This window comes from Chitinispirillales bacterium (assembly GCA_031254455.1).
In the GTDB taxonomy this organism is placed as follows: Bacteria; Fibrobacterota; Chitinivibrionia; order Chitinivibrionales; family Chitinivibrionaceae; genus WRFX01.
In genome coordinates this window covers 1-14326 of the sequence record JAIRUI010000022.1, presented here as the reverse complement: position 1 = coordinate 14326, position 14326 = coordinate 1, and the positions used below count along the sequence as shown (strand labels likewise).

At 37.4% G+C, this 14326-nt stretch carries 10 protein-coding genes; 2 read left to right on the top strand and 8 right to left on the bottom strand.

Annotation, left to right across the window (positions count from 1 at the left end):
* The first annotated feature begins 194 nt into the window (after window positions 1–194).
* On the top strand, window positions 195–1496 hold the full coding sequence (locus tag LBH98_01510) for a TolC family protein (GenBank protein MDR0303435.1): 1302 nt from the start codon (window positions 195–197) through the stop codon (window positions 1494–1496).
* On the opposite strand, the gene recJ is transcribed toward LBH98_01510, so the two are convergent.
* The 8 genes from recJ to LBH98_01470 all read right to left on the bottom strand — a co-directional run bounded on the left by recJ (window position 1493) and on the right by LBH98_01470 (window position 13027).
* Window positions 1493–3208, bottom strand: a complete 1716-nt coding sequence (gene recJ, locus LBH98_01505) for a single-stranded-DNA-specific exonuclease RecJ (GenBank protein MDR0303434.1) — start codon at window positions 3206–3208, stop codon at window positions 1493–1495. The two genes, LBH98_01510 and recJ, sit on opposite strands and share 4 nt — an antisense overlap.
* A complete protein-coding gene (locus tag LBH98_01500) occupies window positions 3201–3458 on the bottom strand; it encodes a hypothetical protein (GenBank protein MDR0303433.1) in 258 nt (85 codons plus the stop codon). Before LBH98_01500 ends, recJ begins: the two co-directional genes overlap by 8 nt.
* Window positions 3459–3504: 46 nt before the next feature.
* Entirely contained in the window at window positions 3505–4293 is a 789-nt protein-coding gene (locus tag LBH98_01495; GenBank protein MDR0303432.1) for a M23 family metallopeptidase, read from the bottom strand.
* Window positions 4294–4368: 75 nt separating this feature from the next.
* A complete protein-coding gene (locus LBH98_01490) occupies window positions 4369–4692 on the bottom strand; it encodes a hypothetical protein (protein ID MDR0303431.1) in 324 nt (107 codons plus the stop codon).
* Window positions 4693–4811: 119 nt separating this feature from the next.
* Window positions 4812–5345, bottom strand: a complete 534-nt coding sequence (locus LBH98_01485) for an N-acetylmuramoyl-L-alanine amidase (GenBank protein ID MDR0303430.1) — start codon at window positions 5343–5345, stop codon at window positions 4812–4814.
* Window positions 5346–5457: 112 nt separating this feature from the next.
* On the bottom strand, window positions 5458–6996 hold the full coding sequence (locus LBH98_01480) for a hypothetical protein (protein MDR0303429.1): 1539 nt from the start codon (window positions 6994–6996) through the stop codon (window positions 5458–5460).
* A gap of 18 nt (window positions 6997–7014) precedes the next feature.
* Window positions 7015–11622 (bottom strand): carboxypeptidase-like regulatory domain-containing protein, encoded by a 4608-nt coding sequence (locus tag LBH98_01475; GenBank protein MDR0303428.1) that lies wholly within the window; start codon window positions 11620–11622, stop codon window positions 7015–7017.
* Between the two features lie 19 nt (window positions 11623–11641).
* Complete coding sequence (locus LBH98_01470; protein ID MDR0303427.1) at window positions 11642–13027, bottom strand: hypothetical protein; 1386 nt, start codon at window positions 13025–13027, stop codon at window positions 11642–11644.
* A 204-nt stretch (window positions 13028–13231) separates the two neighbouring features.
* Between LBH98_01470 and LBH98_01465 the strand changes: the two genes are divergently transcribed.
* On the top strand, window positions 13232–14155 hold the full coding sequence (locus LBH98_01465; protein MDR0303426.1) for a hypothetical protein: 924 nt from the start codon (window positions 13232–13234) through the stop codon (window positions 14153–14155).
* The last annotated feature ends 171 nt before the right edge of the window (window positions 14156–14326 follow it).

The following is a 14326-nucleotide window of genomic DNA, read 5'->3' as shown; positions in this document are numbered from 1 at the left end:
TGATACTAAAAATAGTATCTTCCTCATAATTTCCCCTTTCATTTGTCTAATCGCAGTGAAAATAATATATTTTCACCTGACTCGCCGAACTTTTTGTTTTTTGAGGGAAATAATAGGTTAAGGATTCAAAATTTTGCAACATTTTTGTAAATTTGAATATCAAAGTATTGAATTAAGAAATTAGAGAGAATTTTATGAAAAAGAACTTGTTTTTCACTTTTGTTTTTGTAATTTCCATTTCGGTTTTTGCGGAACAATGGCCGCTTGAAAAATGTATTGATTACGCATTAAAACACAGTAAAACGATTCGTTCGCACATTGAAACAATTGTTGCGGACAGTGCGAAAATCATTCAGGCAAAAAGCGTCTTTTATCCGAATTTATCCGCCGGTGCAAACGCTTCGACTTCGGGAACCCCGTTTGACAACGCCTCAGATCCGGCAGGAGTGATTTCTATGCGGTTGTCGTCTGGAATTACTTTGTTCGACGGAAGAAAAAACACAAATCGCCTGTCGATAGCCGAAGCGTCGCTGCGACAAAATAAATTTTTTTTGGATGTTTCCCAAAGAGACATCGTTTCTCAAACCGCCCGCAATTACATTTCCGTTTTGTATGCGACGGAAACGTTGAAAAACGCCGATGATGCGGTTTTGCTTTCACAGAAGCAAATTGAATATCAACAAGCGCTTTCGGAAGTCGGAAAAGCGACTCCTTTGGCTTTGACGAAAAGCAACGCGCAGCTCTCAAAAAATAAACATTTGGAAACGGTTGCGCAAAACAATCTAAATTCAGCAATTTTACAGATAAAACAACTGCTTGAATTAGATCAGAACGTAAATTTTGAAATAGTTTATCCTGAAACGGATTTTGACGAAATCGCATATTTAGTGAACTTGTCGGCGGATTCAATATATAATAACAAATTTGACGCGGAAAAATTTGCGGCGCAACTCTCGGTGGAAATTGCGCAAATTTCATTTTTAATCGCGAAAGCGGGAAAAATTCCGACACTTTCGGCAAACGCTTCAATTTCGACCGATTTCAGCAGTCGAGCGTCACAAGGATTAAATCGCCAAAAACCGCAAAATACCGGTGAGCAGTTAACAAATAATCTTTCGCCGTCGGTCGGACTTTCTTTGAATATACCGATTGTAGATAACCGCGTGACAAAATCGTCAATAATTACGGCGCAAAGTAATTTGAATAAAGCGGAAATTTCATTAGAAGCGACACAACAAAACGTTCGTTTCCAAATAGAACAATTAATTGCCGATATTAAAGCGGCATCTGCGCGATTTTCTTCGGCAAGCGAGCAATTTTTATCCGAAACCGAGAATATGCAAATGATTGAAGAAATGTATAAATTAGGAAACGTTACGGTCATTGATTACGCATCGCAGCAGAATAATTTTCTATCGGCGCAATCTGAATTGACACAAGCAAAATATTCGCTTATGCTTTCACAAAAATTGCTTGAGATCTATTTGGAATACTAAATTTCTATCGCGCGGATTTCCATTTGCAATTCGGATTTTCCCATATACGTATTTTCGCCGAGAACGAAACAAATAGTGAAATTTTTTGCCGTTTTGATTTCTTCTATCCTGTTGCCGAATCCAAATCCAACCGCGTCAATCGAATATCCTCCGCCATTTAGATACATTTTCAGGTGCTCGCTATTTTTCCCTATCGCTTTGGGAGTAAATTTATGATTTAAATTTTTTGCGACAAAAACCGGACGCATATTTGCCGGTCCGAACGGTTCAATTCGTTTAAGATTCTCAAAAAATTTCGGCGTTAATTGTACAACGTCTATCTCCGAGTCGACGATAATCGTCGGTGACAAATCACTGAAATTTATTTGTTTTTTTACGGCGGCGTTAAATTTTTTGCGAAAAATTTCCAAGTTTTCCATCTTGACCGACAATCCGGCCGCCGATTTATGCCCGCCGAACGAAAGCAAAACATCGCCGCAATCGTTGAGCGCTTTAAGTACGTCGCAATTTCCGAAAGTTCTTATTGAGCCGCTTGCAATGTTATCTTCACCGACAGAAAACAAAACCGAAGGGCGGCAAAACCGTTCCACAAGCCGCGCCGCGACAATTCCGACAATTCCCGAATGCCATCCTTTTTTTGCGACGACGACCGCAAATTCGTTTTCAAAATCAATAGTTTCTTCAGCAAGCAAAAACGCTTCTTTTGAAATTGTTTCTTCAATTTCTCTTCTTTGGGTGTTTGTCGAAACAAGAATTTTTACAAAATTTTCACATTCTCCGGCATCGTTTGACAAAAACAATTTAACGCCTATTTTTGGGTCGCCCATTCGTCCGGCGGCATTCACTAAAGGAGATAATTTGAAAATAATGTCGTTTGTTGCAAGCGATCTTCCTTTCATATTTTGGGCTACGATGAGAGCGGACAAACCCAAATTATGATTTTGTTGCATTTTTTTGTAGCCGAATGCTGTGATTATTCTATTTTCACCGTCCAACGGAACTATGTCCGCCGCCGTTCCAAACGCCGCCAAATCTAACTCGTCTTTCCAAAACTCTTTCGCACCGGATTTTTGACAAAGCGCATGCGCCAATTTCAACGCAACGCCGACTCCCGCAAGATTTTTATCCGGATAATTTTCTCCCGCGATTTTCGGGTCTATGACTGCGGCGGCTTTCGGAATTTCATCTTTAGGTTCATGATGGTCTGTGATTATCATATCTATGCCGTTTTGTTTTGCGTATTCGACCTCTTCAACCGCCGTAATTCCGCAATCCACCGTAATTATTAAATCCGCACCGCTCTTTATTATCGAATCTATTCCGTTTTTTGAAACTCCATATCCTTCGCTTAGGCGATCTGGAAGATAGCAATCGGCTGTAATTGAAATTTTGTTCAGGACTCGCAAAAGAAGCGAGACAGCGGTAATTCCATCGACATCATAGTCGCCGTAAATAACAATTTTTCCGCTTTTTTTCACCTTTAAAATACGCTCAACCGCCACACCCATTTGCTTGAACAAAAACGGATCGTGAAGATTTTCAAGCGACGGATTAAAAAACAATTTGCTTTTTTCAAAATCGGTAAGCCCACGAGACATTAAAATTTTTGTGAACATCTCGGAGATATTTAATTCGGATTTTATTTTTTCAAGGATTTTTTCATCGTATTCTCTCAAAATAATTTTTTCACGCGGGCGCTCGTATTTACTCATTATTTTTTACCAAATTCTGTTTTATTTCTTCCAAAACCGTTATATATTTTTCGGGATTATCTTTATATTTTACCAAAATTTCCTGCGCTTCGGCGGCATTAAATCCGGTAACTTTCAACAACTCCCTCAAATAAAACGAATATCCTTCGCCACGAAGCGACTGGTACCTGCGATTAAGAACTGCAAGACCAAAAATCAGCTGTTGCTCTTTTGTCAACCAATCGTTTTCTATTTCCGCAATAAACTGCACTTTTCTGTTGGCATTTAAAAAGATTCTTTCATCTGCCGACAAAAAATTAATTATACAGAGAATTAAAATTATACAACAGCGGATCAACGCTAACTCCGTTCTTAATCAATTCATAATGTAGATGTCGAGAAATCGCCCAACCGCTCTCGCCGGCATATCCTATACATGTTCCGCGTTTTAATTTCTGCCCCTGCTTAACCAAAACACTGCCCAGATGAGCATAAAAAGTTTCGTAGCCGTCCAAATGTCTTATTTTGACTGTTTTACCCAAAAACACATCGTCTTTCACCGATAAGACATCTCCGTTCGCCGGCAGTATAATAGCAAACGCTCCGCTTGGAGCGGCAATGTCGATTCCGTTGTGTTTTTTATTTTCTCCTGTAAACGGATCCGGCAAACTTTCAGAAAACGGACGGCTAATTATATATTTTTCCGTACTATATACTGGAAGCTGCAAAGGGTAGCAATACAAGATATGCTTTGAAGGCGGCGAAATTTTAGCAATTGAGTCAAAATATTGAAGAATTGAATCTGAATGTTTTACAAGATCTCCAATTGAAAATGTGTTGATAAAATCTTCGTGTCGTTTTATTGGATTTGTATTGTACGAATGCAACATTTTCCCATAATTTCCACTCAAATTATCCGATAAGAAATTTCTAAAATTCGGCTTAAGGCGCTTGATTTTTCTTGAAATATAAAGATTTTTAGATTCTATATCTTTAGTCGTAGCCAAAACATCTTCATAATCTTTATCATAAAAAAGACCAATAAAAATAAAAAACAAACATCCGATTAAATATATAATAGTTATCGTTAACAAAAACTTGATCACGCCAACTTTTTTGACAGAAAACAAAAATAATCTATTTACGCCTTTACTCAAAACAAATATAACTTTCCAATATAATTATAAAGCGGTTTCAGGGTTTGAATTTGGTTTTCCTTCTTCTTTGATTTTCGTTATATCACAGTCTATATCTTCTATTTCCGTTTGCGCATTGTCTATTTCACGAATAAATTCATCAAAAACAGAAATAGGTACCGACTCGCCTTTCCCTTCCTTCAAAAACTCATATACACTTAAACCTATCGCTATATAATTTTTCTCTATCCTTCTCTTAAGTACTAATTGATCCATTTTCAATTTTCCGATTCTGGAATATTGAGAAACTTTTTCAACTGCAACTTCCGCGCCCTTTTGCACGTTTTTTTTGACATCTTCCCAATCCATATATTCCCCCTCAAAATAAAATATTTTCCAATAAATTAAATAAAATTCGTCATAATATAATACATGCACAAACAAAAACCGGTAAAGTTATTAACTAATTGATAAAAAACGAGAATTTTCTACAGTATTATTACTCTGTTCCAATCAAATTGCTTTCCAGGATCCCATTTTGCCTCTTTTCGCAATCCTTTTTCAACTAACTTTTGAGTCGCAATGTCTTGGTGCCCAATTAAGCGTTTTATATCGTGCCTCTTTTTTATATCATTCAACAAAAAATTCAGCGCAGCGTACTGTTCGTCTTCAAACCGGACTATTTCATTGCCTATTAACTCTATCCCTATTGAAAAATCATTTACATTTTCGCGGTTATCCGGCGGCGGCATCTGTGAAACACCTGCATGCCACGCCCTTTTTTCTTCGGGAACCAGACAATAAATATTACCTTTTCTATCAATTATATAATGAGAACTTACTTCACAATCAACAAAGATGTTTATACATTCCTTTATAGAAAACGGATTTCTCGGATGAGCATTCACGGCGCTCATCGCATGAATTACAATCGTATCGACATCATGACAACGCTCGTTCCAAAGAATTTTTTCATATTTCTCATCTAAAAAATAAGGAATTTTATTAATGTCCGCCCCCAATAGATTTGTTATACATTTTATAATAAACAACCATTTATTATATGTAAAAGAATACGTTTATTCAGCAATATAAACAGGAGTTTTACTAAATTTCTTAAAATAGTTTGAATTTCTATAAATCAATTTTTAACGAAATATCCCATATATGTCTAAGTTCAAAATCGGTTAGAAATTCATAAGACGCGTCTATATCAACTTTTCTGTACTTGATCGGAAATCTAAACCCGAGTCCTGCCGTAATATGCCATGGAGTTTCATACTCAGTAAAAATCTCTTTCTGTGTACCCATACGAATACGTAATATATTTGCGACCTGCTGTTCTATACCTCCGGCAAAGCGCCAATTTTGATCTTTATATAACGGAATTTCGCCTTCGGCTACAAGAATAGTCAAGTAACTTACATCAAAAGAACCGCCAAGTTTCACGGATGGCGGAGAATTTTCTCTGTAGCGGTATTCTTTATAAACTTCACTGCCGATTTCTTTTTCAGATGAACTGCCGTTATTATAGAACGTATATGTCGGAATATTGTAGAAAACAAAACCGAAATCAATATTTTGCGTAAATTCAATTAAAAAACCTACGTCAAACCCAAAACCTACCGCCGTTCCTTTTTGGTCGTACTCACTGCCGCTGCCGCCGTTTGTACGGGCAGAAGAAATATTTATGTTAGCTCCAAGCGAAAAAGGAGGAAATTTCCCTAAATTTGAAAACATATAAGAAACAAGTGTAGAAAAATACAATTCTTGATAAAAACTTTCAGGGTGACCGTTGTAAATCAGCGTATGACCAAAGCCTATTTCACGAGTAGCTTTGTTCAGAAAAGAAGCGGAAACCGTATTCAGAAGTCCATACCTTCCTTGGTATGACAACGCCATTTCAGGTCCATTTATCCACGATGCGCCCGCCGGATTGTAAAACGCCCCGTACGCGTCCTTTGAAAGGGCGACATAACAATTTCCCATTGCTTTTGCTCTGGCTGATTGAGCGACGGTTCTCATCGACGGATCTATATTAGAAAGTTTTTCATCTATTTTTACCCAAGTTCTCTGACGTTCATTATCTAAAAACGCGACCAAAAGCCCAAGCCCCATATATGCGGCGGTAGAAATAAACATCGGCTTTAAGTTGTTTATTTCCTCACCGAAATATCTCGTCAATTCAATCGGCGGAGAAAGCGTATCAATTTCGTGTATGCGAAAAATCGCCGTTTTTACAATGTCCGAAAGCGCAACACCGTCTTTTCCCTCAAAACTGCATTCGTTTATGATTCTTTTACTGGCAACGTCAATAATTTGCAACTGTATCGCATAGCGGTCATTATTCAATGCAACATCGCTTAAAATCATTCTCTCAAGTTCAAGCGAAGAACCAAATACCGCAGCACAGCGCGGCTCATGGCAGTATTGAGGAAAATGAGAGCCCATAACAACATACGCTTCTTCCATCCTCGCTTGTGTAAACACATCATATTTCCCTATAGCGTGAAGCGCGTCGCGGATCGCTCTAACCGCCTCTACAGCCATGAGCGAATCACCGTTGTTTGTATATGAATCAAAAACGCCTATACGCGTCAGATGTTCATTCTGGGCAAATACCGATCCTAATGCCAAACAGACAAAAAAGACCGTCGATTTTATGATATTCACCTTTTCCTCCGAATATTCTTACTTAAACAAAATTATTTCTTTTGTGTATCTTTTTTTTTCTTTTCCGTCGTCAATAGTAATATTTACAAAATATCTCCCGTTTCTGCATAATTCTCCGCCTTTAACAAACAGCGCTGTATTAGGCTCGGGAATAAGTTTATTTGTTTCCGTTTGCGACAACTGCTTTCTTCCGTCCCAAAACAAATAATACGATTGTCCGGCGTCAAGACCGTTGAGAGTAGCACGATAAACTATAGTCCCTTCCGCCGTATAAATTCCGATATTAGCAGACGATCTGAATTTAGTAGAGTTACTTTTTGGAGTAATCTTTATGCAGGTCCCCTTAACATCAGCGTTCATTTCCGAAATAACATAATCATTAATCGGAGAAACAAACGGCGAAAACGGATTCGGACTAACGGAAACCATAGCGTCGGAAGTTAACCCTTTTGCAATAACGCCGGCGCGAATTTTGTCGTATTGGTTTATATACTCGCCTACCGGAATGGAAAGCGACTTGTTTTTGCTGTCATATAAAGCGCCTTTCGGAGTGAGCGATTTTCTTGCAGTATCTAAAGCATCTCTTTTCTGTGCGTTCCGTCCGATATATTCCCAATGCAAATTATCTGCGTCCCAAATCGCGATACCTAACTTTGAGCTATCCGTAACCCCGTTATTAAAATTACTATGATATATCTGCGGAACATTCAAAGTAAGCGTAACCGGATCTGAGTCGGCAGATTTTGTAGCATTCAATGAAAATCTTTCTCCAAATTCTTTTTTTAATTCAAAAATATCGGAAATTAAAAACACTTTGCTTTCTTCAATGTCTCTTTCCGTAAAATTCACATCAAGTTTATCAAGCGAAACAATTATATGTGAACCGTCCACAGATGAATTCTCGGCAAAATTCAAATCCGCATTCCCTTCATAAACTCTAAACGCATTATTGTTTACGGAATATGCAACCAATATTCCTTTTCTATCATGCCAAATAAATTCATCACGGATTTTAGAATTTATATAGGCTGTGACAAAAACTCTGCCGATAAAATTCGTGTCTGGAGTGAATATTCCTGTTCGCGAATCAATTTTTCCCGCATTTTTTGGGGTAATAATCCATTGCGGCATAACAAAAACCAAATTCCCATTTTTATCTTTTGCTTCAACCCCGAAAATTATTCTTTCATCATTAGTTATATAATTCGAATGCTCGGATTGAGAAAGACGAATCACTTTCAAAGAAGAGATTTCGCTTGAAGTAATATTTACTATAACTGATATTGAACGAATAACTCCATTGGCGGTATCCAAGCCATAACCGCTATTCAAGGAAACAGTAAGCGTACATATTCCAACAGATTTACCTGTAATCACAACGGAAGCGTCTTTTTCGCTTTTGCTTATTCCGATAACATTATCATCGCTTAATTTCCAACTAAATTTACTTGCGTCCAAAGAATCAATCGGTTTAAAATTCGCGCCGTAATACGCCTTAACATAAACTTCCGCCCTGCTGTTAAGAGCAATATTAATTCCGTTATCATTCGCCGCAACCGGAAGCAGTTCCAGACGAGTTATAACGGTCGGGCTCGCTCCTACGAATTTTGTATAAAGATGAGTTTTGTTTCCGTAAACCGCAGAATTTGCTGAAATCTCAAAATAAAATTCGATATTGCTTCCGGTCTTTTGAGGCTTAACGACAAACGAAATTTCGCCCGAAGCGACATTAACCGTTCCTTTATTCCTTTTAAAATTCGTTTCGCCGCTATGTCTATAATAAACAAATACAGAATCATGATTTATCGCAATCCCTGTTTTCCACATTGACAATTTAAACGTTGCACTGTCGATTTCAACGCTTTGATTTTGTAAATATCTAAACGGCATCAAAATCGTATCTTTAAGAATTTCACCGTCAACCGCTCCGACATTAAAACTTATTATTTTTTCCTGACAATCCAAAATTAAAGGATCATTAGACACGGTCCTCACAAAATACTTAACCGACGGATCAGCCGCAATTCCGCTCAACGTATCGTTTTCAAGTCTTTTCGTAAACGGAGAATAAACGGTTATTGCGACCGAATTATCCTTAACATTTGCCGATTCTTCAGTTCTTGCGACCAACACTATTTTCGAATTAACCGATTTCATCGTAATATTTATCGATGCCGATTTTGCAATTTTACTACCGCTGTAAAATATCCCGTTCTCAATTGTCACAGTATTGTTTATTATCGCTATACCGGTTTCGTTTGCAACTTGTTCAATAATATCTTTTGCTTGTCCGCTTCCATTTGCAGAAATCAAGTATTTGCCGTCAGGGATTCTGAAAAACGAGAAGTTACCGGAAACATCGCTTATTGTCGAAACGACCGAAATTCCGTCTTTTACGAGCGAAACCGAAATATCTTCAACCGCTTTTGCGCTTTTGTCAAAAACTTTTCCGCTGATTGAAGCGAACGCGTTTATTTTAACATCTTGCAAATATGTATTATTCTTTTTGATTGTCGAATTCGTAAAAGTCGAACACGCATTAAAACCGTCTGCAGAAAATACTAAACGATATTTCGCATCCGGATTTTCAGGAACGCTCACGCTGTACGTTCCATAAACCTTATCGGTAGCGGATGTTGAAACAACTCTTTCACCGCTCGTATCAATTACTTCAATCTTTGCATTTGTAACCGCCGCTGAAATTTTTTCAAGCGTATTGCCACTTGTAATCCAACTTTCTCCGTAAAGCGTCCCTTTAAGCAACGCCGCGCCGCTTGAAAGAATAATATTCCTGTCTTGGCTTGCAGAAAATTCAATAGAATTAGAATACGAAACCAATCCGGTTTTACTTGCCGAAATAACATAATTTCCAGACGCAAGCGGAAACGAAAATCTGCCGTCGTCCGATGTCGAAAGCAAAGACGCTACTTCCATACCGCCGTCTGTATAAATTTTTACAGCCGCTCCTATAACAGCGTCTCCGTCGGAATTTTTTATTGTTCCGGAAAGCACCAAAGAATTCTTTTCAATCGAAAAATTCTGTTGCAAACTTTGTCCGTTTTTCAAAACCACACGCCTATCCACAAGATTTGAATACCCCTGTTTATATACACTCAAGACCCATTCTTTAGGAACGCAACTAAATACAAAATTCCCATCGGAAAGAGAATGCGTTTTTATAGTATCGCCGTCATACGAAACTGCCGAAATTATCGCCAAATTGACAGGAACGCCATTTTTATCAGTAACCTTGCCATAAATAGAAGAGAATGGTTTGTGAAGTAAAAAATCAACATCGACAATACTGTTTTCCGCAACCGTAATTATTTTACTTTCACTTTCGTAACCTTCTTTTTTAAGCATAATTTTATACGTCCCGACAGCGCGCGTTTTTTCAGCAAAACCATTGTTATCCGTAAAAAACAGCATAGTTTCTTCCTGTGAACCTTGAAGCGCTTCCAATTTCACTTCGGCAAGCCCTAAATTTTGCCTGTAGTTTTGCGAACCGAAAGAAATCTCTTCGACAGCGCGTACTCTTATCGTTCCAGAAGGCGCGGAATATGAAAAATCAGATAAACTTCCCGCCTGAGCGCTGCCGTCGTCGTTTACTGCAATTACGCGCCAAGAATAACGATTTTTACTTAAAATATCTTTCGCATTCATAATAAGCGAAGCGGTATCCTTGCCGGCAAATTGTCCTGCGGTAACTTCTCCGCTCCAAACTAAAACTTGCGCATTAATTCCGATAACATTCGCAAGCGCATATACAAAAACACGGTAAATAGACGCTTTAGGCTCTAATTTTTTCCATTTAAAAGTTATTACAGAATCATTTACGTAATTAAGAACCGCATTGTTTACAGGTTCTACGTTTTCCGGAATCTCCCCCTGTATGCCGGAAATTGAAAAAAACGCCGGTAAAACCATATCGTTTGCAGGAGTATATGCCGGATTGTTGCCGTAATTATTAAACACAAGCCATGAATATTTTTTTCCGGGAGAAAGCGGCGGCGGAGCGGATGTAAATATTCCTGACGGATCCGGTTCTCCGTATGTAATTCTATTATCCGCCGTTATTGCCTGCCAAATCATTGAAACGCCTTTGGTTGATTCTAAAGACATTTCCTTACCCAATTTTATTTCTTCGTCCGAAAGCATTATGTGCGAATAAGGGACGTCTGCCGGTTTCGTCCATGAAAATTGCGGGACGGCTGATACAAATCCTCCAATTGGCTTAAGGTCGGTGTTTTGACTGTTATGTTTAAGAATAATCTTTACTTCATTTGAACTTACGTTCCCGACTTTATCACCGATTGTAAAGTAATTAATACCGGGCTTAAGATTTGTATTTTTCGATGGAATAAAGTAAATCCCATTCCGTCCGTAATTTTCAAACACATTTATCGAATCGGTATAATTTCTAAGTAAACCGCCGCCCGGTATCCTGCTAAAATATATTTTTATACTATCTGTTACGTTCTCTGCTAAATTAACCCATTCTAACCGAACGGTGTCGGTCGGATTTAACACCCAAGTCGGATATCTTACTACAGGAAAGTCATTAACGGCAAAAACCGAAAATACGGACGTTAAAACCAAAGTAAAAAATTTGACTGCTTTTTTCATATTTTATCTCTCTTTGAAATCAAAAATTATAAACCAATCCGGTTTTTAGCGCCGTCAAAGGCAATAAGTTTAATTCTAACAAAAACTGCAATTTCGTTCCTATAATACCGCCGCCAGAAAGCGTAGGAAGCATTACGCCGTTTCCATACGGAACAAAAAAATCCGCATCTTTACTTTTCAACAGATTCCGTTCATTTTGGAAATCGGCATTGATGGATATAATACCTAAACTCCCGTAAAACCACCCAACCTTTCCGTTAAGCAAAATTAAATGATCAAGTCGTACGTTTGTTCTCAAATCAAGTCCGTCTTTTAAAAATTCCGTTTCATTACTGAACGATTTATCGACCAATTCCAAACTTGTTTTTCCGATAAATTTTGAATACGAAATCCATAAATGGTCCGGTATTATACAGTATTTAAGCGTTAAAACACTGGGCAACTGCCACTTAATATTATTATTTGTATACAAGTAAACGGTGTCTTTTCCGTTGTCCATAAAATTATTGTTCTGTATATTCTCTATTATGTAATCCGCCGTGTTAATTTTTTCATTAATAGTAAAGTTAGACGCATCCACAAAAAACGGAACCGCATAACTCCCGGACAAAGCGCCTTTTGCATAATCGGTAAACATTATTTTTGCGAAAAAGTCAAAATTCCAAATCCTCATAGCAAATGACGGAGTCCATCGTTCCAACGAATACTCTCCGCTAATCGGATTTTTGAGCGAATAACGAAACGGAATTTTAAGTTCCGATTCTTGTAAATTCGCCAGTACATGCCCGGACATATCAATATTTATATTTCCGCCGGCTCTAAAATAAAAATGATGTCTATGCAGATTAAGCCCGACCATAGCAAGTTTTTTAAACTTATATACATATCCGAAAGACATGGATTCCCAACCCAAAGAAAAATTGAGCGGAGTATTAATATTTCCCGAAAGAAACAAGTCAAAATCGTTATCTACCTTCGAATAATAGCCAAAACTAGGAATTCCGGTCATATTTTCATATCTCATTGACATTACGTTTACATGCGAAAACGAACACACGCCCCACAACATCGGGACATCCACTTTTATAGTCGTGTTTGCGTACTGTCGCGCCGACATGTTCGGCATGAAATATTCGCCGTCGGTAAAATTTTCGGACACATTACTAAAAATTTCATCGACAACGCTTTCACCCTCAAGAGTAAATCTAACAGGAATATTAACGGAATAAAAACCTTTTGCTGTTTCAAAATCCACATCAAACGGGGACTTAAGGTAATCGTAATTAAAGCCGATACCAAATAAAACATTTACATCCGGAGTTGGAAGTCGAAGTCCATTAACTCCTTGAGCGACTAAAACTTTAGAAATAAAAAATATGAATAGATAAAGCTCAATTTTACGCATTGGGTGATATTCCATTTCAATATTACCTGAATTTTACGGTTATAAATTACAATAAGGCGTTTTAAGATAAAGAGATAAAATTTTATTAAAATTATTTTTTCTGCAAATTATTCAAATTATTCAAATTACTATTGCATAACCCTAAAAAATTATCGTATATTTATTTTTGGATTTGTGTATAATTTTTAACGGAGGTTATTCAAAATGAGGCATTTACTTGTTATTTCTTTATTTATTGCTTTATTATTAGTCGGATGTCAATCGTTTCAGAAAAAAATTGAAGATACTCAGGCGCGTTTGATGATGTTGGAAAACAAAGGATTACCGGATTCTTTAATTACTCCCATCCGCATATCAATTACGGCGGCGCAAGGAGAAATGAAAAGAAACCGGGGAGGCAATGCGAATAAAAATTTGAAAGCGGCTATAACGGCTGTCAAAAAAGCCGAAGAAGTTTTGGAAAATTCGATTGAAACCAAAAAACCGGAAATTATTGCGAGATACAATTCGGTAAAAGACAAGGTGAAAAAAGATTTAAGAGCGTTGCATAAATATGACGCAGATTCCGCTTTAGCGGTAGTGGATTCTTTTATCAAAATTGATTTTGTTTTCAAAGCCGAGGCGTTTTTAGAAAAATTTGAAAAAGATTATCCAAAACTGCTTAGAGCGCAATTTATCGCGGATTCTTTGAGACCTAAGGTTCAAGGAACGTGGACATTCATTGAAACGACCAAAAATTCCGAAGACAAAAATGTTAACGCAATTGAAAAGAAAATTTTCTCTTTCAACAAAGGCGGAAATTCTAAATTTGTTGAAGAAAAACACGGACAAAGTTCAACAAACCTCAAAGAAGATTGGAAATTTGAAACATGGGGAACCTGGGATATGAAAGGCGACACGGTTTGGGTTATCGCCACTAAATTCATACAAAACAAACAAACATTCTGGCAGTTTAACGAACTTACGAAAAAATGGGGACATGTCGATAATGAAAACAAATTCGTTGACAATAAGCCGAATGTAATTGAGGCGGAAACGCTTACCATAGAGAAAAATAAAGACGACATTGTTAAACAAAATCGTTACATTATTTATCAGGATTTGCTCGACGAATATAAGAAACAATAGAAATCTATGATTTTTTACAAAACAAAGGGGAATTGCTGTCGCCAGCTTTTCCGGGCTTGCTAATTGATTATACCTTTTGTTATATTTGTATTGTTTTTTTGTGAGGTGAGTTATGAATTGCAGACATTGTGGAAGTTGTAACACAGTAAAATCCGGCATAGTGTTCAATAA

Coding starts and splice junctions, on each gene's coding strand:
- LBH98_01510 (MDR0303435.1), top strand. CDS start 195: ATGAAAAAGAACTTGTTTTTCACTTTTGTTTTTGTAATTTCCATTTCG.
- recJ (MDR0303434.1), bottom strand. CDS start 3,208: ATGAGTAAATACGAGCGCCCGCGTGAAAAAATTATTTTGAGAGAATAC.
- LBH98_01490 (MDR0303431.1), bottom strand. CDS start 4,692: ATGGATTGGGAAGATGTCAAAAAAAACGTGCAAAAGGGCGCGGAAGTT.
- LBH98_01475 (MDR0303428.1), bottom strand. CDS start 11,622: ATGAAAAAAGCAGTCAAATTTTTTACTTTGGTTTTAACGTCCGTATTT.
- LBH98_01470 (MDR0303427.1), bottom strand. CDS start 13,027: ATGCGTAAAATTGAGCTTTATCTATTCATATTTTTTATTTCTAAAGTT.
- LBH98_01465 (MDR0303426.1), top strand. CDS start 13,232: ATGAGGCATTTACTTGTTATTTCTTTATTTATTGCTTTATTATTAGTC.